This window comes from Stenotrophomonas sp. 169 (assembly GCF_014621775.1).
In the GTDB taxonomy this organism is placed as follows: domain Bacteria; phylum Pseudomonadota; class Gammaproteobacteria; order Xanthomonadales; family Xanthomonadaceae; genus Stenotrophomonas.
This window is the reverse complement of sequence record NZ_CP061204.1, coordinates 1529035-1552132: the sequence shown is the minus strand read 5'-3', so window position 1 is coordinate 1552132 and position 23098 is coordinate 1529035. Positions and strand designations below refer to the sequence as shown.

At 67.1% G+C, this 23098-nt stretch carries 20 protein-coding genes and 2 tRNA genes; 12 read left to right on the top strand and 10 right to left on the bottom strand.

All coding sequences use genetic code 11. From position 1 onward, the window contains the following. The first annotated feature begins 59 nt into the window (after window positions 1-59). Window positions 60-956: a LysR family transcriptional regulator gene (locus ICJ04_RS06660; protein ID WP_188326744.1), complete on the top strand. Its 897-nt coding sequence runs from the start codon at window positions 60-62 to the stop codon at window positions 954-956. A 173-nt stretch (window positions 957-1129) separates the two neighbouring features. Here ICJ04_RS06660 and ICJ04_RS06655 read toward each other — a convergent pair whose 3' ends face one another. From ICJ04_RS06655 to prmB, 8 genes are all read right to left on the bottom strand, one after another. After that, window positions 1130-1786 carry a phosphoribosylanthranilate isomerase gene (locus tag ICJ04_RS06655; RefSeq protein ID WP_188326743.1) on the bottom strand — a complete coding sequence of 219 codons (657 nt, stop codon included), beginning with the start codon at window positions 1784-1786 and terminating at the stop codon, window positions 1130-1132. Beyond that, window positions 1783-2553 carry a tRNA pseudouridine(38-40) synthase TruA gene (truA, locus tag ICJ04_RS06650; RefSeq protein WP_188326742.1) on the bottom strand — a complete coding sequence of 257 codons (771 nt, stop codon included), beginning with the start codon at window positions 2551-2553 and terminating at the stop codon, window positions 1783-1785. Before truA ends, ICJ04_RS06655 begins: the two co-directional genes overlap by 4 nt. 51 nt (window positions 2554-2604) lie before the next feature. Beyond that, window positions 2605-2967 carry a VOC family protein gene (locus ICJ04_RS06645; protein ID WP_188326741.1) on the bottom strand — a complete coding sequence of 121 codons (363 nt, stop codon included), beginning with the start codon at window positions 2965-2967 and terminating at the stop codon, window positions 2605-2607. A gap of 31 nt (window positions 2968-2998) precedes the next feature. Beyond that, on the bottom strand, window positions 2999-4906 hold the full coding sequence (locus tag ICJ04_RS06640) for a FimV/HubP family polar landmark protein (RefSeq protein WP_188326740.1): 1908 nt from the start codon (window positions 4904-4906) through the stop codon (window positions 2999-3001). A gap of 102 nt (window positions 4907-5008) precedes the next feature. Next, window positions 5009-6037, bottom strand: coding sequence for an aspartate-semialdehyde dehydrogenase (locus ICJ04_RS06635; protein ID WP_188326739.1), 1029 nt, complete (start codon window positions 6035-6037; stop codon window positions 5009-5011). Window positions 6038-6119: 82 nt separating this feature from the next. Beyond that, the gene (locus ICJ04_RS06630) at window positions 6120-7157 is read right to left on the bottom strand and encodes a D-glycerate dehydrogenase (RefSeq protein ID WP_188326738.1); all 1038 of its coding nucleotides are present in this window, start codon (window positions 7155-7157) and stop codon (window positions 6120-6122) included. Continuing rightward, window positions 7150-8253: a chorismate synthase gene (gene aroC, locus ICJ04_RS06625; RefSeq protein WP_188326737.1), complete on the bottom strand. Its 1104-nt coding sequence runs from the start codon at window positions 8251-8253 to the stop codon at window positions 7150-7152. Before aroC ends, ICJ04_RS06630 begins: the two co-directional genes overlap by 8 nt. Then, window positions 8250-9179, bottom strand: a complete 930-nt coding sequence (gene prmB, locus ICJ04_RS06620) for a 50S ribosomal protein L3 N(5)-glutamine methyltransferase (protein WP_188326736.1) — start codon at window positions 9177-9179, stop codon at window positions 8250-8252. Before prmB ends, aroC begins: the two co-directional genes overlap by 4 nt. 127 nt (window positions 9180-9306) lie before the next feature. Here prmB and ICJ04_RS06615 point away from each other — a divergent pair, with 127 nt between their 5' ends. From ICJ04_RS06615 to ICJ04_RS06600, 4 genes are all read left to right on the top strand, one after another. Continuing rightward, complete coding sequence (locus tag ICJ04_RS06615; RefSeq protein ID WP_188326735.1) at window positions 9307-9957, top strand: SCO family protein; 651 nt, start codon at window positions 9307-9309, stop codon at window positions 9955-9957. Continuing rightward, complete coding sequence (gene asd, locus ICJ04_RS06610; protein ID WP_188326734.1) at window positions 9954-10796, top strand: archaetidylserine decarboxylase; 843 nt, start codon at window positions 9954-9956, stop codon at window positions 10794-10796. Before ICJ04_RS06615 ends, asd begins: the two co-directional genes overlap by 4 nt. 81 nt (window positions 10797-10877) lie before the next feature. Then, window positions 10878-11990, top strand: a complete 1113-nt coding sequence (locus ICJ04_RS06605) for a homoserine O-acetyltransferase (RefSeq protein WP_188326733.1) — start codon at window positions 10878-10880, stop codon at window positions 11988-11990. After that, on the top strand, window positions 11987-12397 hold the full coding sequence (locus ICJ04_RS06600) for a DUF1294 domain-containing protein (RefSeq protein WP_342589186.1): 411 nt from the start codon (window positions 11987-11989) through the stop codon (window positions 12395-12397). Before ICJ04_RS06605 ends, ICJ04_RS06600 begins: the two co-directional genes overlap by 4 nt. A 38-nt stretch (window positions 12398-12435) precedes the next feature. Here ICJ04_RS06600 and cydC read toward each other — a convergent pair whose 3' ends face one another. Together cydC and cydD are read right to left on the bottom strand one after the other, a co-directional pair. Next, window positions 12436-14142: a thiol reductant ABC exporter subunit CydC gene (gene cydC, locus ICJ04_RS06595; RefSeq protein WP_188326732.1), complete on the bottom strand. Its 1707-nt coding sequence runs from the start codon at window positions 14140-14142 to the stop codon at window positions 12436-12438. Next, window positions 14139-15890 (bottom strand): thiol reductant ABC exporter subunit CydD, encoded by a 1752-nt coding sequence (gene cydD, locus ICJ04_RS06590; protein WP_223203001.1) that lies wholly within the window; start codon window positions 15888-15890, stop codon window positions 14139-14141. The genes cydC and cydD overlap by 4 nt, the downstream gene beginning before the upstream one ends. Window positions 15891-16154: 264 nt before the next feature. On the opposite strand from cydD, the gene ICJ04_RS06585 reads away from it, so the two are divergent. The 7 genes from ICJ04_RS06585 to pgaA all read left to right on the top strand — a co-directional run bounded on the left by ICJ04_RS06585 (window position 16155) and on the right by pgaA (window position 23094). Beyond that, window positions 16155-17741 (top strand): cytochrome ubiquinol oxidase subunit I, encoded by a 1587-nt coding sequence (locus tag ICJ04_RS06585; RefSeq protein WP_188326730.1) that lies wholly within the window; start codon window positions 16155-16157, stop codon window positions 17739-17741. A 15-nt stretch (window positions 17742-17756) separates the two neighbouring features. Next, window positions 17757-18911, top strand: a complete 1155-nt coding sequence (cydB, locus tag ICJ04_RS06580; protein WP_188326729.1) for a cytochrome d ubiquinol oxidase subunit II — start codon at window positions 17757-17759, stop codon at window positions 18909-18911. 45 nt (window positions 18912-18956) lie between these two features. Then, window positions 18957-19073 (top strand): cytochrome bd-I oxidase subunit CydX, encoded by a 117-nt coding sequence (gene cydX, locus ICJ04_RS06575; RefSeq protein WP_188326728.1) that lies wholly within the window; start codon window positions 18957-18959, stop codon window positions 19071-19073. A 54-nt stretch (window positions 19074-19127) separates the two neighbouring features. Then, window positions 19128-19204, top strand: a tRNA-Pro gene (locus ICJ04_RS06570). Between the two features lie 83 nt (window positions 19205-19287). After that, a tRNA-Pro gene (locus ICJ04_RS06565) sits at window positions 19288-19364 on the top strand. Between the two features lie 226 nt (window positions 19365-19590). Next, a complete protein-coding gene (locus ICJ04_RS06560; protein WP_188326727.1) occupies window positions 19591-20826 on the top strand; it encodes an MFS transporter in 1236 nt (411 codons plus the stop codon). Between the two features lie 231 nt (window positions 20827-21057). Then, a complete protein-coding gene (gene pgaA / locus ICJ04_RS06555; RefSeq protein ID WP_188326726.1) occupies window positions 21058-23094 on the top strand; it encodes a poly-beta-1,6 N-acetyl-D-glucosamine export porin PgaA in 2037 nt (678 codons plus the stop codon). Window positions 23095-23098: the final 4 nt, after the last annotated feature.

The window sequence follows — 23098 nt, the reverse complement described above, 5'->3', positions numbered from 1 at the left end:
GCGCACGCTCCAGCGGGCGAATATCGATATTTCCGGCGTGACATGTCAGTATTTCTCACATGACCAGCAGACCGCTACCTCCTCTCAACGCCCTCCGCGCCTTCGAGGCCACGGCGCGGCTCGGCGGCGTCGGGCGCGCAGCCCACGAGCTCCACGTCACCCATGGCGCGGTCAGTCGCCAGATCAAGCTGCTGGAAGCGGACGTGGCGACGGTGCTGTTCCAGCGTGAGGGCCGCGGATTGCGGCTGACCGATGCCGGACACGTGCTGCACGCTGCCTGCCGCGAGGCATTTGGCCGGCTGCACGAGGCGGTCGACGCCGTGCGCCGCCCCGTCCGGGCGGCCGCGCTGGTGCTCGGCTGCAGCAGCAGTGTGCTGGCGCGCTGGATGATTCCACGGCTGCCACGCCTGCAGGCCGCGCTGCCGACAGTGCACGTGCACTGGTCGGCCCTGGATGGCAGCTTCAGCGAGGAACAGGCGCAACTGGATGCGGTCTTGCTGCTGGCCGAGCCACCGTGGCCGAGTGGCTGGCAGGTCATCGAACTCGCAGCGGAGCGCGTGGGCGCGGTGATATCCCCGGGCCACCCGGCAGCACAGCGGCTGCAGGGACAGCCTCCTGCGGCCTTGCTGCCAGAAGCAGTGCTGCACACGATGTCACGGCCGCAGGCGTGGCCCGCATGGGCCGAGGCGCAGGGGCTTGATCCGCGTGCCATCCAGCTTGGCCAGGGCTTCGAGCATCTGTACTACCTGCTGGAAGCTGCGGTCGCAGGCTTGGGCGTTGCGATTGCGCCGGAACCGCTGGTCGCCGAAGACGTGGCGAGTTCACGCTTGCTGGCCCCGTGGGGATTCGCCGGCACGGGCGGCATGTGGGTGCTGGCCCGCCCGACGGGACGTGAGGACGCGCGCGTCGATGCGCTGGCGGTGTGGCTGAAGGGGCAACTGGCAGGGACGCCGTGAAAGCCGGGCCGCTGCGCTCGCCGAGCGTGGCTCGGCGCTACCCCCGGTAGGCCGTCAGATAACGGTAGTGACGGCCGCTGGCCGTCAGAAGCGGCCGCTGCGCTCGCCGAGCGTGGCTCGGCGCTACCGGGGCGGGATGACGCGATGCGGCCGCTGGGCGTATCGCGGGAAACTCAGTCCAGGCTGGCGCAGTCGGCGCGGCGGACTTCTTCGACGAACTTGCGCATCGAGTATCCGTCCTTGATGCCCGGCTCGGATTCGATCCCGCTTGACACGTCCACGCCCCACGGCAGGGTCGCCACCGTCGCTTCGTAGACGTTGTCCGGGGTAAGCCCACCGGCCAGCAGGAAGGGGCGATGCAGGCCGCTGGGAATGCGCGTCCAGTCAAACGCCACGCCCGTTCCACCACCACCACCGGGGGCGTGGCTGTCGAACAGGAAGCCAGCCGCGCTGGGGTAACGCAGCTGCAGCGTCCGCGCGTTGACTTCCTCCCGCCCGCCCATCGCGATGGCTTTCAGGTACGGCATGTTGAAGCCGCGGCAGAAGCTCTCGTCTTCGTCGCCATGGAACTGCAGCAGCGTCGGACGCACCGTGCGCAATACTTCGCGCACCTCCTCGCGGGTGTTGTCACGGAACAGCGCCACCACGTCCACCATCGGCGCGATGGCCTGCCGCATCGCGCGTGCCTCCGCCGGGGCGACACGGCGCTTGCTCTCGCGCGCGAAAATGAAACCCACCGCGTCGACGCCGAGTTCGCCCGCCAGGCGCACATCGCCGGCGCGTGTCATGCCACAGAACTTGATGCGGGTGCGGTAGTAGGAACGACTCATAAAGTGACCTCGGCGGGCAGTTGCCAGTTATCGGGGTACAGCGGACCCAGGAACACCAGACCCTGCGGAGGGGCCGTCGGTCCTGCCACGGAACGATTGCGGCCGGCCAGCAGTTCGCCGATCCATTCCACTGGCCGATCCCCGGTGCCGACCAGCATCAGCGAGCCCACGATATTGCGGACCATGTGATGAAGGAATGCATTGGCCTGCACCGACACTTCGATGATGTCCTCATGCCGGGTCACCGCCAACGCGTGCAGGGACCGACGCGCATGCCGCGCCTCGCACTGGGTGCTGCGGAAGGCGCTGAAGTCGTTCTCGCCCAGCAACGCCTGTCCGGCTTCGTGCATCAACGCCGCATCCATCACACGTCGATCCCAGCTGAGTGTCTGCCGTTGCAGCGCGGGACGGACCGGCCGGGTCAGCAGGCGATAGCGGTAACGACGCGCGCGCGCCGAGAAGCGGGCATGAAAATCGTCCGCCACCGGCACACACCAGCGCACTGCGATCGCATGCGGCAGGCGGGCGGTGGTGCCAAGCACCCAGCCGCGCGGGTCCCGCTGGGCCTCGGTATCGAAATGGACCACCTGGCATTGACCGTGCACGCCGGTATCGGTTCGACCGGCACAGGTGACCCGCACGGGCGCATCGGCAACAGAGGAAAGGGCCTTTTCCAGGCTGGCCTGCACGCTTGGGCCGGCATCACCCAGCGTCTGCCAGCCGTTGAATCCGCTGCCGTCATATTCGACGCCTAGCGCGTAACGCATGGTGCTACCTCTGTATCTGAAAAGGGCGCGCAGGCACGCGGCCGACGCGTCCTACGTGGCGGGGTCGCGCTCGGACCACACGGCAAGTTCATTGCCACCGGGCTCGCGGAACTGGAACCGGCTGCCGCCAGGGAATGAGAAAACCGGCTTGAGGATGTGCCCCCCAGCGGCCACCACGGCATCCATCACTGGCTGCAGGTCTTCGGCATACAGCACCAGCAGGGGCGCCCCGGTCGATGAACCGCCGGGCTCTCCGCTGAAGAATCCCCCCTGCAACCGACCGTCGTCGAAGGCGGTGTAATCAGGGCCATAGTCCTGGAACGTCCAACCGAATACCGTCTCGAAGAAACGACGGCTGGAAGCAGGATCGTGCGAGGCGAACTCGACATAATCGATGCGATTGTCGTGGTGCATGTCGGGAACTCCGTTTGTCCTTGCTGATGGATCAACCCAGGCGGGCCAATAGTTCACGTGCCTGCGCACGGAGGTGCGGATCGTCTGCAGCGGCGACCTCCTCCAGCAACGCGCGCGCGGTCTGCGCATCACCCAGGTCGAGATAGGCGATGGCCAGCTCAAGGCGGTCATGGCCCGCGGCGTGCGGTGTCGACGATGCCGGAGTCTCGTGTGCCACGGGTGCATCGACAGATGCGGGCGCGGAGTACACGTCGTCTGCCGGCAGCTCGAACACACCGCGGAAGTCGTCCTGCTGCTCCGCCTGACGGGCATAGGCGGGCACCGGATCGGGGCCGGCATCGGCCACGACGTTGTCCACCGCGACCGCAGACAACCCGATATCTTCCCCCTGCGACACGGCATCGGCCGGCGTGGCCGGGTCATCCCCCAGTGGGGCCAGCGTCGCTACGGCAGGCGGCGCCGCAGCAGCGTCCACTGCCACCGGGCCCGCATCGTCCGACGCGGGCGCCGCGTGCAGGTCATCGTCGTTCCAGCCCTCACGCTCGGCCAGTACGTCCAGTCCGGCACCGGCGGGAAGGCTGGTCGCCAGCGCACTGTCATCATGATCATCGCGTCGCAACGGCGGCAACGGCGACGGCTTGCGGCGCCGGGCAAGCCACCAGGCTGCGCCGGCCAGCAGCAGAAGGGGTAAACCCAGCAAGTACCACGGGCCGCCCGCTTCCTGCACCGGCGGCGGCGCCTGGCCAAGGCGCTGTTCGGCCGCGGCCAACTGGCTGTCCTTTATCTGCACCAGCGTCTGTTGATCGGTCCGCAGCTTCTCCAGCTCCGCGACCCGTTGCTTGAGTTCATCGATTTCGGCATCGCGCGTGGCGACGTCTTCCCTGGCCTGACGCAGCTGTTCGTTGCCGAGCATGTCACCCTCGTTGCCATCACCGGTGCCGGTGGTTGAGCCCGCCGTGGCGGCCGCAGCCGCCACCGCCGGAGCGATTTCAAGACGGGCGCCGCTGTCCGACGCGGCCACTGCGGGCGTTGCGGTCGCCGGCCCCTGCACGGCGGCCACAACGGCAGCCGGCTGCGGAACAGCACGGGCCTGGCGCCACTGCGCGGCATGCTCGCGCACCATTGCAGCGGCTTCGTTGTCATCCACGGCAGCAAGCGCTGCCGCATCGGGCATGCGCAGCACCGTCCCCTGCTTGAGCAGGTTGATGTTGCCGCGGATGAACGCGTCTGGATTGGCGCGCAGCAGGGCAATCATCGCCCGTTCGCGACTGATCTGCTGGCTGGTGGCGAGGGCCTGTGCGATCCCGGACAACGTCTGGCCCCGCTTTACTGCAGCGCCCTCCGCTGGTGCGGCAGCGCTCTCTGCGCGTGGCGCGGCGGCTGTGGACGCGGACCGAGCGACTGGCATCGGAGCACGATCACTGGCTGCAGCCACGGAAGGTGCCTGCGCTTCACGGATGATGGCATTCGACATCGCCCCGGCCGGCGCGACGATCTCCGGTTCGCTGACGGCCATGGCACTGGTCGGGGCATCCATCAGGGCGGAGTACTCGCGCACCAGCCTGCCCTGCCCCCAATCCGCCTCGATCAGAAAGGCCAGCGCCGGCGTCTCCACCGGAGAGGACGAGGTGACACGCACCACCGCCCTTCCCTGCGCATTGCGGCTGAGTTCGAACTGCAGTTCGCTGACCAGCCCGGAGGGACGCTGCAGGCCCACCCGTTCAAAGGTTACCGGCGAGGCCAGTCCTACGCGCAGGTTCTGCAGCTCGGACGGATCGGCGGAAATCACCGGGATCTCGGCCAGCAGTGGCTGCCCTGGCTTGGACAGCACGCGGATGTCACCCAGCCCCAAGGCCATGGCCGAGCTGCTGGCAAGCGCCAGCAGCAGGGTCGTCAGATACGTGAGCGGTCGCATAACGCCGCGGGCCCCTTTGTTCATGGCGGCCAATATACCGGTTGGCCGCCACTTACCGATAGCACAGGGTCCGGCGCTCCCCATCGGCCAGGCCGGGCCCTGTGCAGCCGGCGCCCGGCGCGCGGATCAACGCGCTTCGGCGGCAACCAGCTCGGCGATCTGCACGGCGTTGAGCGCGGCGCCCTTGCGGATGTTGTCCGACACGATCCACAGGTTGAGGCCACGCGGATGCGAGATGTCTTCGCGGATGCGACCGACATACACCGCATCGGTACCCGACGCATGGGTCACCGGTGTCGGATAGCCACCGGCTTCGCGACGGTCCACCACTTCCACGCCCGGCGACTGCGACAGCAGCTCGCGTGCGGCCTCGGCAGTGACCTTGTCGCGTGTTTCAATCGCCACTGCTTCAGAGTGGCCGTAGAACACCGGCACGCGAACGGCGGTCGGATTGACCATGATGCTGTCGTCACCGAGGATCTTGCGGGTCTCCCAGACCAGCTTCATTTCTTCCTTGGTGAAGCCGTTCTCAAGGAAATCGTCGATCTGCGGGATCAGGTTGAAGGCGATCTGCACGGGGAAGCGCTGCGGGTCGATTTCCTGGAAGCTCAGCAGCTGGCCGGTCTGCTTGCCGAGCTCCTCCAGCGCAGAACGACCGCCGCCGGACACCGACTGGTAGGTCGCCACGTTGATGCGCTCGATGCCGTATCGGCGGTGCAGCGGGGCCAGTGCCACCAGCATCTGCATGGTCGAGCAGTTCGGGTTGGCGATGATCCCGCGCGGGCGGTTGGCCACCTGCTCCGGGTTGACCTCCGACACCACCAGCGGCACGTCGTCGTCGTAGCGGAACGCCGATGAGTTGTCGATCACCACCGCACCCGCGGCGGCGAACTTCGGGCCGTATTCCTTGGACACGCTGCCGCCTGCGGAGAACAGCGCGATGTCCACGCCGCTCGGATCGAAGTCGGCCAGGTCCTTGATGGTGTGCTTCTGGCCGTTGAACTCCACTTCGCCGCCCGCCGAGCGCGACGAGGCGACCAGGCTCAGGCTGGCGATCGGAAAATTGCGCTCGGCCAGGATGGACAGCATCGCCTCACCGACGGCGCCGGTGGCACCCACGACGGCGACATGGAAGGAACGTGGTTCGGTACTCATGGGATGTTTCTCGACAAAAAAGGGGGGATTCACGCAATGCGGCAGGGTTCGGGGAACCTCCTCGTGCAGGCGCGGAGGCTCCCTATCGTTTTTTGCTTTTGTCGCCCGAGGCAGTGCGCGCCGCGAAGGCGGCCTCTGCGTTGATCGCGCTGGGCATGCGGGCCGCTGCGCCGTCCACATTGAGCGCGGCCAGCAGGTTGTCCGCCGCCAGCTGCACCATCGCCTTGCGCGTGGCCAGCGAGGCACTGCCGATATGCGGCGTCAGCACGATGTTGTGCAGCGCCAGCAGCTCCGGGCGCACGGCCGGCTCGCCTTCGTATACGTCCAGTCCGGCCGCGGCCAGGCGGCCATTGGCCAGCGCATCGGCGAGCGCCAGCTCGTCGACGATGCCACCGCGGGCGATGTTCACCAGCGTCGCGGTCGGTTTCATTTTCGCCAATGCCGCTGCATCGATGATGTGGTGCGAGGAAGCGGTATACGGAAGTACCAGAACAAGATGATCGCTCTGCGCCAGCAGCGTATCGAAGTCGGCGTACTGCGCCCCCACCTCGCCTTCGGCCGCTTCGGGCAACCGCGATCGGTTGTGGTACAGCACGCGCATGCCGAAGCCGTGTGCACCGCGGCGCGCGATGCCTTGGCCGATGCGGCCCATGCCGAGGATGCCCAGCGTGCTGCCATGGATATCGGCGCCGAGCATGGTCTGGAAGGACCACTGGCCCCACTGGCCCTCGCGCAGCCAGCGCTCGGATTCAGTAATCCGGCGCGCCGCTGCCATCAGCAACGCAAAACCCAGGTCCGCCGTGGTTTCGGTCAGCACGTCCGGGGTATTGCTGGCGACGATACCGGCAGCGCTCAGCGCCTCGACATCCAGGTTGTTGTAGCCCACGCCGACATTGGCGATCACCTGCAACCGCGCGGCACCGGCGACCTGCGCCGCCCCCACCCGCTCGTTGAGCGTGATGATCGCACCGTCCACGTCGGCCAGGCGCGCAGCCAGCTGTTCCGCCGTCCAGGCAGTGACCTCATCGGTGGTGATCAGCTCGACCTGCGCGCGCAGGGGCTCGATCACCGCATCGATGAGCGGTTGGCTGACCCAGACGCGCGGCCGCGGCTCAGCCATCGATCATGCCCGGAATGCGCGGGGTGATGCTGCCGACGTCGCCACACTGCGCGCGGTGACGCAAGGCCTGGTCCATCAGCACCATGGCCATCATCGCCTCGGCGATCGGTGCGGCACGGATACCGACGCACGGGTCGTGGCGACCGACGGTGACGACTTCAATGATGTTGCCTTCGCTGTCCAGCGACGCACCCGGCAGGCGCAGGCTGGAGGTCGGCTTGAGCACGATCGAGGCTGTTACCGGCTGGCCGGTGGAGATGCCACCCAGGATCCCGCCGGCATGATTGCTGGCAAAGCCCTGCGGGGTCAGCAGGTCGCGGTGCTCGGTGCCCTTCTGTGCGGCGCTGGCGAAGCCGTCACCGATCTCCACGCCCTTCACCGCGTTGATGCTCATCAGCGCGGAGGCCAGTTCGCCATCGAGCTTGCCGTAGATCGGCTCGCCCCAACCCGGCGGCACGTTGTCGGCCACCACGTCTACCCGCGCACCTACCGAGTCACCGGATTTGCGCAGAGCATCCATGTAGCTTTCCAGTTCCGGCACCTGGGCGGCATCGGGCCAGAAGAACGGATTGTCTTCCACCGCCGACCAGTCGAACCCACGCGGGGTGATGCTGCCCAGCTGCGACAGGTAGCCGCGCACGGTCACGCCGAAGCGCTCGCCCAGCCACTTCTTGGCGACCACGCCGGCGGCCACGCGCATGGTGGTTTCGCGCGCCGAAGAGCGTCCGCCACCGCGGGGATCGCGGATCCCGTATTTGTGCCAATAACTGTAATCGGCGTGCCCCGGACGGAACTGCTGGCCGATGGCGGTGTAATCCTTGCTGCGCTGGTCGGTGTTGCGGATCAGCAGGGCGATCGGCGTGCCGGTGGTCAGCCCCTCGTACACCCCGGAGAGGATCTCCACCTCGTCAGCTTCGCGCCGTGCCGAGGTGTGCCGGCTTTTGCCGGTGGCCCGACGCTGCAGGTCATGCGTGAACTCGGCCGCATCCAGCGCCAGCCCCGGCGGACAGCCATCGATCACGCAGCCGATGGCCGGACCGTGCGACTCGCCGAAGGTGGTGACGGTGAACAGCTTGCCGAACGAATTGGAGCTCACGGTCGCTGCGCCGCCAGTTCGGTGATGCGGGCGCTGTGGGCGATCAGGTCGCGGCATTCCACCGCGAAGATGCCCATCTGGCCGACCTTGAACTCCACCCAGGCGAATTCCACTTCCGGCAGCAGCTTGATCAGGTGCTGTTCGGATTCGCCCACTTCACAGATCAGCAGGCCATCTTCGCTCAGGTGCAGCGGCGCATCACGCAGGATCTTCAGCACCAGGTCCAGGCCGTCGTCGCCGGCACGCAGGCCCATGTCCGGCTCGTACGAATACTCCTGCGGCAGCGCATCGGTCTCGTCGTTGGTGACATACGGCGGATTGGTCACGATCAGGTCGTAGTGGCGCCCGCCAAGGCCATTGAACAGGTCCGACTTCAACAGGGTCACGTTGTGCGCCTGCAGGCGGTCCTTGTTCTCATGCGCCAGACTCAACGCGTCATCGCTCAGGTCCACGCCGTCCACTTCCCAATTCGGGTAGTAATGGCCCATGGCAATGGCGATGCAGCCCGAGCCGGTGCACAGATCCAGCGCGCGCTGCACGTGGCGGCCGGCCAGCCAAGGCTCGAAGCCGGTTTCGATCAGCTCGGCGATCGGCGAACGCGGCACCAGGGCACGGGCGTCGCTCTTGAAGCTCAGCCCGGCAAACCATGCCTCACCGGTCAGGTAGGCGGCCGGAATGCGCTCATCGATGCGGCGCTGGAACAGTTCCAGCACCTGCTGCTTCTCCGACTGCAGCAGGCGGGCCTGGCCATAGGCCGGGCCGAGGTCGTGCGGCAGGTGCAGGCTGTGCAGCACCAGCTGGGTCGCCTCGTCCAGGGCATTGTCGTAGCTGTGCCCGAAGGTCAGGCCAGCAGCATTGAAACGGCTGGTGCCGTAGCGGATCAGGTCGATGATCGTGTGGAGTTCGGCGGCCGTTTCGGCAGTCATGGCGGTACGACGGGGAAATTGGCCCCCGATTATAGGGGCTGGCGCCTGCCTCGGCATCCGTTGCAGGGGAAACCGCCACCGTACAGCCGTTATGATGGGGGCCGATCCCTCGGCAGCGCAGGCCCTCATGTTCAACCGCAACGTCGGCATCATCCTGCTGATCGCCCTGGCAGCCGGTCTCGGCCTGCTCGTGGCGCAGAAGGTCTTCGCGCCGAAGGCCCCCAGCGGGCTGCCGGCCACCGAATCGATCACGTTCTACCCGCAACCCCGCCCGCTGCCTGACTTCAACCTCGCCCAATCCGATGGCACCCGCCTGATCCCCGGCGAGCTGAAAGGTCACTGGACCCTGGTGTTCCTGGGCTTCACTTTCTGCCCCGATGTGTGCCCGACCACGCTGGCCGAGCTGGCCGGGGCGCAGAAGCAGTGGGAAACCGTGCCGGAGAGTCTGCGCCCGCGCGTGTTGTTCGTGTCAGTCGACCCGGAACGCGACAGCGCCACCCGTCTGGGTGAGTACGTCCATGCCTTCCACAAGGACACCCTGGCCGCCACCGGCGACGTGCCGTCGCTGGAGAAGTTCGCCACCGCCCTGGGCTTCGTGTTCCAGAAGGTGCCGGGGACGCATTTCGACGAGAACCCGGAAGATTACTCGGTCGAGCATTCGGCCACCCTGGCGGTGCTGGATCCCGAAGGCCGCCTTGCCGGCATCATCCGCCCCCCGTTCAACGCGCCGGCCATGGCCCGCGACCTGCAGAAGCTGACCGAGAAATCCGCCCCATGAGCCTGATGACCACCCTGAGCTACGCCCTGCCGCACCGCCTGCTGTCCTCGATGGCGCGTTCGCTGGCGTACTCGGACAATCCGCGTGTATCGCAGTGGCTGATCGACACGGTGACGGCGAAGTTCGGCGTGAACCTGGACGAGGCGGCCAACCCGGACCCGCGCAGCTATCCCACCTTCAACCAGTTCTTCACCCGTGCATTGAAGCCCGGCGCGCGCGTGGCCGATGCTGATCCGCGCAGCCTGGTGATGCCCGCCGATGGCCGCATCAGCCAGCTGGGCCGCATCGACGCCGGTCGGATTTTCCAGGCCAAAGGCCAGTCATTCACCGCCGCCGAACTGCTGGGCAGCGAAGCGGATGCCAAGCCGTTCAACGAGGGTCTGTTTGCCACGGTGTACCTGTCACCCAAGGATTACCACCGGGTGCACATGCCGTGGACCGGCACGCTGCGTGAGACCGTGCATGTGCCCGGCCGCTTGTTCAGCGTGGGCCCGGCTGCGGTCAACAAGGTGCCCGGCCTGTTCGCCCGCAACGAGCGGCTGGTCTGCCATTTCGACACGTCATTCGGCCCGATGGTCAGCGTGATGGTCGGCGCGTTGCTGGTGTCCGGCGTGGAGACGGTCTGGAGTGGCGAGGAGATCCCCCACTACGGCGATCGCATCACGCGCAAGGATTATCGTGGCCGCGGCATCGTGCTGGACCGCTTCGCCGAAATGGCGCGCTTCAATTACGGCTCTACGGTGATCGTGCTGCTGCCCCCGGGCGTGGCGGACTTCGCCGCGCACCTGGATGCCGAGCATGCCGTGCAGCTGGGACAAGCGCTGGCGACGCTGCGCTGATCGAGCGGCGTGCCGCTGCGCCCGCCTGGCACCTGGTAGCGCCGAGCCATGCTCGGCGAGCGCAGCGGCTAGAATGCCGCCATGACTGAATTCATCCCGCCCGGCACCCGCTTCCACGCCCTTCCCTCCCCGTTTGCGTTCAAGCGAGGCGGCGCCCTGCACGGCGCCCGTGTTGCGTTCGAAACGTGGGGAACGCTGGATGCCGACGCCGGCAATGCGATCCTGATCGTCACTGGGCTGTCGCCGGACGCGCATGCCGCATCCAACGCAGCCAATCCGGCCCCGGGTTGGTGGGAGGCCATGGTAGGTCCCGGCAAGGCGATCGACACCGACCGCTGGTTCGTGATCTGCGTGAACTCGCTGGGCAGCTGCAAAGGCTCCACCGGCCCTGCCAGCATCAACCCCGACACCGGTGAGCGTTACCGTCTTACGTTCCCGGAACTGTCGGTGGAAGACGGAGCGCGTGCGTCGGTGGAGGTGGTGCGCGCACTGGGTGTGCAGCAACTGGCCTGCGTGGTTGGCAACTCGATGGGCGGCATGACCGCGCTGGCACTGATGATGGTGCAGCCCGGCATTGCGCGCAGCCACATCAACATCTCGGGCAGTGCACAGGCATTGCCGTTTTCCATCGCCATCCGATCCTTGCAGCGCGAAGCCATCCGGCTGGATCCGCAATGGAACAACGGAGACTACGACGACGCGCATTACCCGGAATCGGGCATGCGCATGGCACGCAAGCTGGGCGTGATCACCTATCGCTCGGCGCTGGAATGGGACGGACGTTTCGGTCGCGTGCGATTGGACTCCGACCAGGCCGACGACGACCCGTTCGGCCTTGAGTTCCAGGTCGAGAGTTACCTCGAAGGCCACGCGCGACGCTTTGTGCGCTTCTTCGATCCGAACTGCTATCTGTATCTCAGCAGGTCCATGGACTGGTTCGATCTGGCCGATGAAGGTGACGGCGACGTGCTGGCCGGCCTGTCTTCGATCAAGGTGGAACAGGCGTTGGCCATCGGGGCGAACACGGACATCCTGTTCCCGGTGCAGCAACAGCAGCAGATCGCGGACGGGCTGCGGGCAGGCGGTGCCCGGGCACGCTTCATCGGGCTGGATTCACCGCAGGGCCACGACGCGTTCCTCGTCGATTTCGAGCGCTTTGCCCCCCCCGTGCGCGAATTCCTCGACGCACTGTGAGCCGCCGTCCCGCGCCCCGCCGTCGGCCTGTCGCACCGCGCCCCGAACCGCGCCTGTCGCCCCGTACCGCGCTGGCGCTGTGCGTGGCCGGTGGACTGCTGGCCTGCACGGTCGTGGGCTGGCTGCCGGGATGGCTGGCGGTGTGGCTGCTCATCGCAAGCCTGTGGACATTCGGTCTGTACTGGCGTGACAAACGTGCCGCCATGTGCGCCACGCAACGACGCACGCCTGAGCGCACCCTGCAGATGCTCGCGCTTGCCGGCGGCTGGCCCGGCGCCTTGTTCGCGCAGTCACTGCTGCGCCACAAGAGCCGCAAGGCCAGTTTCCAGCAGGTGTTCTGGGTGTGCGTGGTGGCCAACGTGGCCTCGGTCGCGGTGCTGCTGCGCGCTGCTGGCCAATACACCTGAAGCAGTGCGCGGAGCAAAAACGTAACGGCGGATACCGGCTAAGGGGCCGTGTTGCTCACGCTTTGTAACGACTCCTCCGCGATCCGACCGCCCTGCACGCGATACACAACATCGACCACGCCATCGGGCAACTCGTCGTGGGTGATCAGCAGCAGGCTGCGCCCCTCCAGCAATGCCGGCAGATCACGCAGCAGCGCGTGGGCGGTGTCCACGTCCAGCCCTTCAGTTGGCTCGTCCAGCACCAGGATCGGCGCCCCGCGCAGCAGCGCGCGCGCCAGCGCCAGCCGACGCGCCTGCCCAGCCGACAGCGTGGCGCCGTTTTCGCCGACCCAGCCGTCCAGTCCGCCGACGGCACGCGCCCACTCCCCCAGCCGGACCCGCTCCAGCATCGCCCACAGCACCGCATCGCTGGCGTGGGGATTGCCCAGCAGAAGGTTGTCGGCGACGCTGCCGGCAAACACCGGGGCATGCTGGGGCAGCCAAGCCAGTTGCCGGTGCCAGTCTTCCTGCGCATACGCACGCAGGTCCACGCCACCATGGGTGATGCGGCCCGCGCCCGGGTCATACAGACGCAGCAGCAGGCTGGACAGCGTGGTCTTGCCGCTCCCGCTGTCGCCGCGGATGGCGATGCGACGGCCAGGCTCCATGGTCAGATCGATCCCTTCCAACAGCGTGCGACTGCCGTGCTCCCAGCCGAACGAAACGCCTTCCCACTGCACTACGGCGGGTACGTCGGGCATCGGAACAGGCGCGGCAGGCTCCTCGACCATCGGCGGCTGATCAACGATGGACTGCAGGCGCGCGACGGCCACCTGCCCTGACTGCAGCGACTGCCAGGCCAGGCCGAGGCCGGCCCACAGCTCGATCATCGCCACGGTCAGGAACAGCAGACCGGCGGCCAGCGGTGCATCCAACCGTCCGTGCTCATGGGCCGACAGCACCAGCGCCAGCATGGCCAGCAACCCACCACCGGTCACTACGCCATGCAGGGTGGTCGCCCCCAGCAGCCGCCAGCGTCGCCGCCGATCCCGCGCGCGCAGTTGCCGCGCCGCGACCTCCACCCGGCCCTGCCAGTGATCCACCGCGCCCAGCGCGGTCAGATCGGCAGCGCCCTCGATGCCTTCAAACGAAAGATTGCGCAGCTGCGCCCGATGCTGGGCGCGATCACGCTCTTCCTCATCGCGCCCACGCACGCCCAGCCACGGCACGCCCAGGCCAACCAGCACGCTCATCACGGCCAGCAGTGCAGCAGCGCTGGGCAGGATCAGCCACGCCGATGCCATCGCCACCCCGCTGAGTGCCGCCAATGCCAGCAGCGGGCCAAGCGCGCGCACCCACAGGCCATCCACCTCGGCGATGTCGCCGAGCAGCCGCGCCAGTAGTTCAGCCGTGCGTGTCGTGCCCAGCCGCGCCGGTGCCAAGGGCAGTGCGCGGCGGAAAAACCACACGCGCGCATCGCGTGCGATGCGCAGGGTGACGTCGTGTCCCACAAGCTTTTCGAAGTAACGCGATGCGATGCGCGCCATGGTCAGGCCGCGGATGCCGGCCGAGGGCGAAAAGAAATTGAAGCCACTGCCCAGTCCAGCGGCACCGGCCAGCGCCGCCGCGGTAAGGAAGCCGCCGGACAGCCCCAGCAGGGCACTGCCTGCCAGCATGGTGGTCCACAACAGCAGCACCGTCAGCAGCAGCCGCGGCGTGTGCCGGCGGAACACCGCCCGCAGCGTGTCGCGCTGCGCGGCGCTCATGCCGGCACCTCGGGCGCGCCATCGTGCAGCTGTCCCTGCGGCAGGACCAGCGTGCTGTCTGCCCATGCCATCACGACCGGACTGTGGGTCGCGACGATCACGCTGCGGCCGCGGGCGAATACCGCCAGTGCCTGCAGCAGCGCGGCCTCGGTGCGCGGATCCAGGAACGCGGTAGGTTCGTCCAGCAGCAGGATGCCGGGATTGCGCAGCAGCAACCGGGCCAGGCCGATGCGTCGTGCTTCCCCCCCCGACAAGCCGAATCCGCGCTCTCCGATCACCGTGTCCAGACCGGCCGGCAAGCGGTCGGCGAAGGCCAGCACCTGCGCCGCGTCCGCCACCTGGCGCAGCGTCGCCATGCTGGCGGTGGGATCGGCCAGGCGCAGGTTGTCGGCGATGCTGCCGTGGAACAGGTAGGGCCGTTGCCCGGCGTAGCCGACCTCGATACCCGGGCGCAGGATGACACTGCCCCCGCGTGGCGGCAGCCAGCCTGCCAGTGCCTCCAGCAGGGTGCTCTTGCCGCTGCCACTGGGGCCGACCAGGGCCAGTCGCTGGTTCTGTTCCAGCTGGAAGCTGATGTCGCGCACAACATCGTGAGCGGCACCCAAGGGCCGCAGCACCAACGCGCGGGCCCGCAGAGGCGGCGCGTGCAACTGCAGCGGCTCGGTGGCCACCACCGTGGCCCGCGGTGCGGCGGGCGCGGTGGCCGCTGCCGGCAATCCGCCGAGCAGACGCTCGATCTCGGCGGCGGCGGCCAACGCGTTGGCCCGATCGTGGTAGTGCGCTGCCAGCCGCCGCAGCGGCGCATAGAACTCCGGCGCCAACAGCAGGCAGAACAGGCCCGCTCCCAAGGTGGGGACCTGCGCGTGCAGCGACATCATCCCCAGGTAGCTGAGGCCCAGGTACAGCGCCACCATGGCCACGCTGACCGAAGCAAAGAACTCCAGCACCGTGGACGACAGGAACGCGATGCGCAGTACCTTCATGGTGCGCTCGCGCACCCCCTCCGCAGCGGCCGCCACGCCATCCAGCTCGGCTTGCCCACGCCCGTACAGGCGCAGCAGGCCCAGGCCTTTGATGCGGTCGGCGAAGTGGCCGCTCATGCGCGCCAGCTCGCCCAGCTGCGCGCGCCCTGCCGCCTCCGCGCCCCAGCCCACCAGCATCATGAAGAACGGCACCAGCGGCGCGGTGGCGATGAAGATGACCGCCACCACCCAGTCCACCCAGGCGACGGCCAGCGCGATGACCAGCGGCACGACGACCACTTCGATGCGCACCGGCTGGAATCCGCTGAAGTAGTTCTCGATGGCATCGGCATGGGCCAGCATCACCTCACCCAGCTCGCCGCTGCGCTGCTGCCGCAGCCACAGCGGCCCCTTGCCCAGCAGGCTGGCGTAGGCGCGCTCGCGCAGCGCGAGGCGTGCCGCATCGGCGACATCCCCCGCAGCGGCCTGGGTCATGCTGCCCAGCAGGGTGCGCAGCAGCAGTACCCCGCCCAGGCCGGCCAGCACCCCCATGCCGTCCGCCAGGGGCGCCCGCTCGAACAGCACGTGCTGGACCAGCCAGGCGATGGCGGCGGCCTGCGCGACCAGCAGGATGCCCGACAGGCTGATCGACGCCGCCGCCAGCCGCCGCTTGCCTGCCGCTGCCGTTGCCAGCCCCTCCAGCCACTGCTGGCGGTCCTTGCGCTGCGCGGTCTCGCGCTGGTGCTGCTGCGCCTGCTGCTGTTCGTTGTCGATGGCCTGGCTCACTGGATTCTGGGCTGGGAAGAAGAAGCCGGGGTCGGCCCCCTGCGGGGCTCTGGCCTCGGTAGCTGGGCGCATTGTAGGCCGTGGCCGCGGCGGTACTGCGGCAGTCGGTCGCATCGCCTGCGGTGTTGGCATACGATCGGCCCGGGGATCCATCCGCACATTGATCTGAATCAAGGCTGTTCGAAGTCGTCGGTCACATCATCACTCCACGTAGACCCACCTTCCCGCACCCCACACGGCTTTATCCCACGAGGTAGCCAGGCCATGATCGATTCGACAGTCGTAGAACTGTCGCGGCTGCAGTTCGCCCTGACCGCGATGTATCACTTCCTCTTCGTCCCCCTGACCCTTGGCCTGTCGTTCCTGGTGGCCATCATGGAAAGCGTGTACGTCATGACCCGCAAGCCGGTCTGGCGGCAGATGACCCTGTTCTGGGGCACGCTGTTCGGCATCAACTTCGCCATCGGCGTGGCCACCGGCCTGGTGATGGAGTTCCAGTTCGGCATGAACTGGTCCTACTACAGCCATTACGTCGGCGATATCTTCGGGGCGCCACTGGCCATCGAAGGCTTGATGGCGTTCTTCCTGGAGGCGACCTTCATCGGCCTGTTCTTCTTCGGCTGGAAGCGCCTGACCCCGGTCAAGCACCTCACCGTGACCTGGCTGATGGCACTGGGCACCAACCTGTCGGCGGTGTGGATACTGATCGCCAACGGCTGGATGCAGAACCCGACCGGCGCCATCTTCAATCCAGAAACGATGCGCATGGAAGTGGTGGATTTCGCCGCCGTGCTGCTCAATCCCGTGGCGCAGGCCAAGTTCGTGCACACCGTCAGTGCCGGCTATGTGACCGGCGCGATCTTCGTGATGTCCATCAGCGCACTCTACCTGCTGCGCAACAAGCACAAGGACATGGCGCGGCGCTCGTTCGCCGTTGCCGCCGCCTTCGGCCTGCTGTCCTCGCTGTCGGTGGTGGTGCTGGGTGATGAAAGTGGCTACGCCGCCAGTGAACACCAGAAAATGAAACTGGCCGCGATCGAAGCGATGTGGGAGACCGAGCGTGCGCCGGCCGACTTCACTGCCTTCGGCATCCCCAACCAGGCCACGCAGGAGAACGACTACGCGATCAAGATTCCTTACCTGATGGGCCTGATCGCCACCCGCTCGCTGGACCAGCCGATCCCGGGCATCCTGGAACTGGTGGAGCGTGCCGAGCACCGCATCCGCGGCGGACAGATCGCCTACGGCGCCCTGCAACGGGTGCGTGCCGACAAGAACGACCTGGAAGCACGCGAGGTATTCGATCGCCACTGGCAGGACCTTGGGCATGGCCTGCTGCTGAAGCGCTATCGCGACGACATCGGCAACGCCACCCCGGACGAGATCGCCAAGGCGGCGATGGATACCGTGCCGCGCGTTGCCCCACTGTTCTGGACCTTCCGCATCATGGCCGGGCTGGGCTTCTATCTGATCGCATTCTTTGCGCTCGCGTTCTACTACTCCTGCCGCAACAACTTCCAGGACAAACGCTGGTTCCTGACACTGGCTGTGTGGTCGCTGCCGGCGCCGTGGATCGCCATCGAGTGTGGCTGGTTCGTCGCCGAGTACGGTCGCCAGCCCTGGGCCGTCGATGGCGTGCTGCCCACGTTCTACGCCGCATCGGGCCTGGCTCTGCACGAGATCCTGACCACCCTGGCCGTGTTCACGCTGCTCTACACGGTGCTGCTGGTGATCGAGGTCAAGCTGATGCTGAAGGCGATCAGAAAGGGACCTGACGAGATCCTGCCCTCCCTGCAGGCGCCGCGTGCGTCCGTTTCCCATACCGCCCACCCGGCCCCAGGCCAGGCATAAGGCAGGAGAACCCGAATGGAAATCCTTGGACTTGATTACACCACCCTGCGCATCATCTGGTGGCTGCTGCTGGGCATCCTGCTGATCGGTTGGGCCGTGATGGATGGCTTCGATCTCGGCGTCGGCACGCTGCTGCCGTTCGTGGCCAGGACCGATGACGAACGCCGGCTGGTGATCAACACCGTCGGCCCCGTGTGGGAAGGCAACCAGGTGTGGCTGGTGCTCGGTGGCGGCGCGATCTTCGCCGCTTGGCCGCCGCTGTATGCGGTCAGCTTTTCCGGCTTCTACCTCGCGGTGTTCCTGATGCTGTTCGGGCTGATCCTGCGCCCGGTCGCCTTCAAGTACCGCAGCAAGATGCCGGGCAAGCGCTGGCGCGAAAACTGGGACCGTGCGCTGTTCGTCGGCGGCCTGCTGCCGGCACTGATCGCCGGCGTGGCGGTGGGCAACGTGCTGCTCGGCGTGCCCTTCCACTTCGATGACAGCATGCGCATCTTCTACACCGGCACCTTGATCGGCCTGCTCAACCCGTTCGCCCTGGTGGCCGGCCTGGTGAGCGTGGCGATGGTGGTCTCACACGGGGCGGCGATGCTGGTGCTCAAGACAGACGGTCCGGTCGCCGAGCGCGCGGCCCGTTACGGCAGCGTCGCGGCGCTGCTGACCTTCGTCCTGTTCGCCCTGGCCGGTGTCTGGGTTGCGTTCGGCCTGCCCGGCTATGAGATCACCTCGCAGGTGGTCACCGATGGGCCGACCAATCCACTGCTGAAAACCGCGGCCGTGGGGGCCGAAGCCGGGGGGTGGCTGCGCAACTACGGCAGCATGCCCGCCACCCTGCTCGCGCCGATCATCGGCCTGGCGGGTGCACTGGCCAGTGCAGCCCTGCTGCGCGCTCGCCGCGGCGGGCTGGCCTTCCTCGCCTCGGGCGCATCGATCACCGGCATCATCCTGACCGTCGGCTTTGCGATCTTCCCGTTCCTGCTGCCTTCCTCAAGCCAGCCGGGCTCCAGCCTGACCGTCTGGGACAGCTCGTCCAGTCATCTCACCCTGGGCATCATGCTGGTCGCCACGGCGATCTTCCTGCCGATCATCCTGGCCTACACCACCTGGGTCTACCGGGTGATGAAAGGCAAGACCAGCGCCGAAGAAATGGGCGACAACCCCAACGCGTATTGACTGACCCTGCCGGCCTGCGGGCCGGCACCTACCTAGGAGCACACCATGTGGTATTTCGCCTGGATTCTTGGCACCGGTCTGGCCTCGGTCGTCGCCATCCTCAACGGCATGTGGTTCGAAGCGCGTGAGTCGGGCAGCATCGACGATCGAGACGGCAATTGATGTAACAAAAGTGTTGCCGCCTTGGCCTTCACACGGTATCTTAGGCGGCTCCTTCGGGGTGTAGCTCAGTCTGGTAGAGCGCTACGTTCGGGACGTAGAGGTCGCAGGTTCGAATCCTGTCTCCCCGACCACTCAGGTGATCGGAACGACCGAAGGAAAAAACGATTTCCCTTGCCGCCCTTCGCGGAAATCGATATGATAGGCGGCTACCCTTCGGGGTGTAGCTCAGTCTGGTAGAGCGCTACGTTCGGGACGTAGAGGTCGCAGGTTCGAATCCTGTCTCCCCGACCACTTGTTGGTCGTGACAAAGCCTGGAAGACGACGGTCTTCCGGGCTTTTTCATGTCTGCCGTCCTGATATCGAGCCGCCACCGTGCTCGCCGGGCCAGGATCGGCGGGCGGGCGACCGGTCGACCGGTCGACGTACAATGATGCCCTCCCCCACCTGCCGCACCGGCCTCTGCCCGGTGCCGCTGCTGCATCCGGTCGCTGCCACGCGCCGCCGGCAAGGATCCATGATGACCCCCGTCTCCTCTCCGCTGTCCCCCGCGCCTTCGCTGTTGCACGGGCGTGCGCTGGTATTCGCTGCTGTCCTGCTGGCGGCGGTCAACCTGCGTACCGCCGTGACCTCGGTCACTCCGCTGCTGGACGTACTCGGCCACGCTTTCGGCTTCGGCACGACCATGACCGGCGTGCTGGGCATGTTGCCCACCGCGTCGTTCGCCTTGTTTGGTGTGTGTACGCCGATGCTGGCGCGGCGGATCGGGCTGGAGCGCGCCACCCTGCTGGCGATGGCCCTGGCCGCCGTGGGTCTTCTGCTGCGCTCCAGTGCCGTCGGCGTGGGCAGCCTGCTGGCCGGTTCGATCATCGCCCTGGCGGGCATGGGCATCGGCAACGTCGTGGTGCCCCCGTTGGTGAAGCGCTACTTCGCCAACAAGGTCGGCGCCATGAGTACGCTGTACATCAGCGTGCTGCAACTGGGCACGATGCTGCCGGCGTTGCTGGCGGTGCCGGTGGCCAACGCGGCCGGCTGGCGGGTGTCGCTGGGCATGTGGGCGCTGCTGGCGCTAGCCGCCATGCTGCCGTGGCTGATGCTGGTCCGGCGCACGCCACGCCACGACACGATCAACGACGCGCCGGATCCGTCCGCGCAACCCCATGGCAAGGTCTCCCGCACCTCGCTGGGCTGGGGCATGACGCTGATGTTCGGCATGACCTCGCTGATGACCTACTCGATGTTCACCTGGCTGCCACGCATCGTCGTCGAAGCCGGGGCGACGCCTGCCTTTGGCGGGCTGATGGTCGCCATGTTTTCCGGCCTGGGCCTGTTGCCGTCGCTGGTGATTCCCTCCTTGGCGGTACGCATGCAGAATCCGTTTCCGCTGGTGCTGATCGGCTTCAGTGCATTCACCATCGCGTTCGCCGGGCTGCTGCTCGCCCCCATGAAGGCGCCGTTGCTGTGGGCCTGCCTGCTTGGCGTGGGGCCGTCCACGTTCCCGCTCGCACTGACGCTGATCAACCTGCGCACGCGCACCCCCACCGGCTCGGCCGCCCTGTCCGGATTCATGCAGGGCGTCGGCTACAGCTTCAGCTGCCTGGGCCCGTTCGTGGTCGGCTGGCTGCATGACCTCAGCGGCAACTGGACGGTGCCGTTCGGCTTCCTGTTCTGCTGTGCGCTGGTGATGCTCTGCGCCTCGTGGTTCGCCTGCAAGCCACGCAAACTGGAAGACCTGTGGGGTCCGGCGCCCGTTTGATGGACACCGGGATGGCCGCCAGGCCGGCGTGATCCGTCGCAGGTGACGGACTGCGTCAGCTAGTGACCCTGCGCGCGCTTCCAGACCGGATTGTCGGGGAGGCGCGTGCTCACAGAGAGGATCGACATGGGCTGCCCACGGTGCTTTGCCCGGGCATGCACGCTGCTGGCACGTGATGTGCGTCACACTTTGCACTGAACGCAACACCAGAACGTCGCTATTGGGGGTCCCATGTCTTTCCACCGTCCGCTGGCGCACTGCGTCGGCCTGGCCTGCCTCGTCCTTGCGTCGGGGTCACAGGCTGCCACCGCGCCACCCCGCCATGCCGAGCAGATGGCCGAGATCAGCCGCCATCGCGACCAGGCACACTGGCTGGATGCCTTGGCGGCCATCGAGCGCGCGCAGGCGTCCACGCCGGACGATGATCTGCTCTACAAGTTGAAGGTGCTGACGCTGGGCGACATCGGCAACGCCAGCCGTGCGTGGCAGCTGTACCAGGCACGTCCGACGCTGTTCGATGAAGGCCAGAAGCAACGCTTCGAAGCGGATTACCTGGCCCGCCTGGTGGGCTGGAGCCTGGCCTATGGCGAAAGCGAAGACACCCGGCTGGACGAAGCCGAAGACACACTGGCGTTGATGGAGCGCTACCTGCAGCGCGGTGGCACGCCGTTGGCGCAGGCCCCGCAGCGCATCCGGCTGGATCGCCTGATCCTGTTGAACCGTCTGTCACGCCATGCACAGCTGCGCAAGGAGTACCACGCCCTGATCGCCGATGGCATCGAATTGCCGGACTACGTGCTGCCGGCCGTCGGCGATTCGCTGATGGCCACCCAGCACCCGGAAGAAGCCATTCCGGTGCTGGAGCGCGCGGTGAAGAACGATCCGTCGCGCTTTCAGGCGCGATCCGAGCTCGCTTACGCCTACCTGGAAACCGAACAGGCAACGACCGCCATCGACTATCTACAGCGCTGGCAGAAAGAAGAACCCGTGTGGCGATGGGGTCCGAATGCACGTGCACCCTACGCGAACTGGGCGCGCTATGAAGCAGACCTCAACCTGGCGATGATCCGCGCCTACAGCAACGACCTGCCGACGGCACAGAGCGAGCTGCAGCAGATGGTTGCCATCGGTCCGGGCAATGGTGGCCTGCAGACCGCGCTCGGCGGCGTCTACCAGATGCGCGGCTGGCCTCGTCGGGCCATGGAGCGCCACCAGATGGCTTACACACTGGACCCGCGCGATGTTTCCCCCCGCATCGGCATGTTCGAATCGCATATCGCGCTGCAGCGCGATGATCTGGCGCGCCCGTTGCACGACGATCTGTTGGCACGCTATCCGAACCAGCCGTCGGTACAGCGGATGGACCGCGCGTGGCGTGCCCACCGCGGCTGGCAGCTGCAGGCCAACGCCGAGGTGGGACGCAGCAGTGGCGGAGGCGGTGCATCGCCGCTGGGCAACGACGATGGCAGCTACCGCGTGCAGGCGGCTTCGCCGATCATCGCGGACCGCTGGCGCGTGCTCGCCTTCGCTGACCGACGTTCGGTGGATTTCCAGGACCAGCGCATCAACCCGTGGTGGTTAGGTGCGGGTGTCAACTACCGCTTCGATCGACTCGATGGCGAGCTGACGGTGGTGCACCCCAATGACCAGCTAGGCGATACCGGGCTGCGCGGCGGCCTGGGCTGGCAGTTCAGCGACCAATGGCATGCAGGGGTCAGCGCGGCGCGCAACGACGCCGATGCATCGATGCAGGCCCGTGTGTCAGGCATCACCGCCGACAGCGTCGCGCTCACCGCCGATTACACTCGCAATGAGCGCACCCAATGGAGCATGGGCGCCAGCCAGTTCCGTTACGACGACGGCAATCGCCGCGATACCGTCAACACGTCGGTGGTGCAGCGTCTGCTCAGTACGCCCACCGTGCTGGTCGACGGCCTGGGCAGCCTGTATGCCAGCCGTGGCAGTCGTGACGATGTGCCCTACTTCAATCCCTCACTCGATCGCTCGGTGGAAGTCGGACTGCGCATCGACCAGCAGTTGTGGCGCCACTACGAGAAGCATTTCCGCCATCGGCTGACCGTGTCGGTCGGCGACTACTGGCAGGAAGGCTTCGGCAGCGCCCTGGTCCCGTCGGCCGAGTATCGCCACGAGTGGCAGATCGGTGCAGGGCGGATTTTCGAGTACGGCGTGCGCTGGTCGCGTCCGGTGTATGACGGCCAACGCGAGCAGCATGTCGGCCTGGAAGCCGGCGTGCGCTGGGGAGAATGAGATG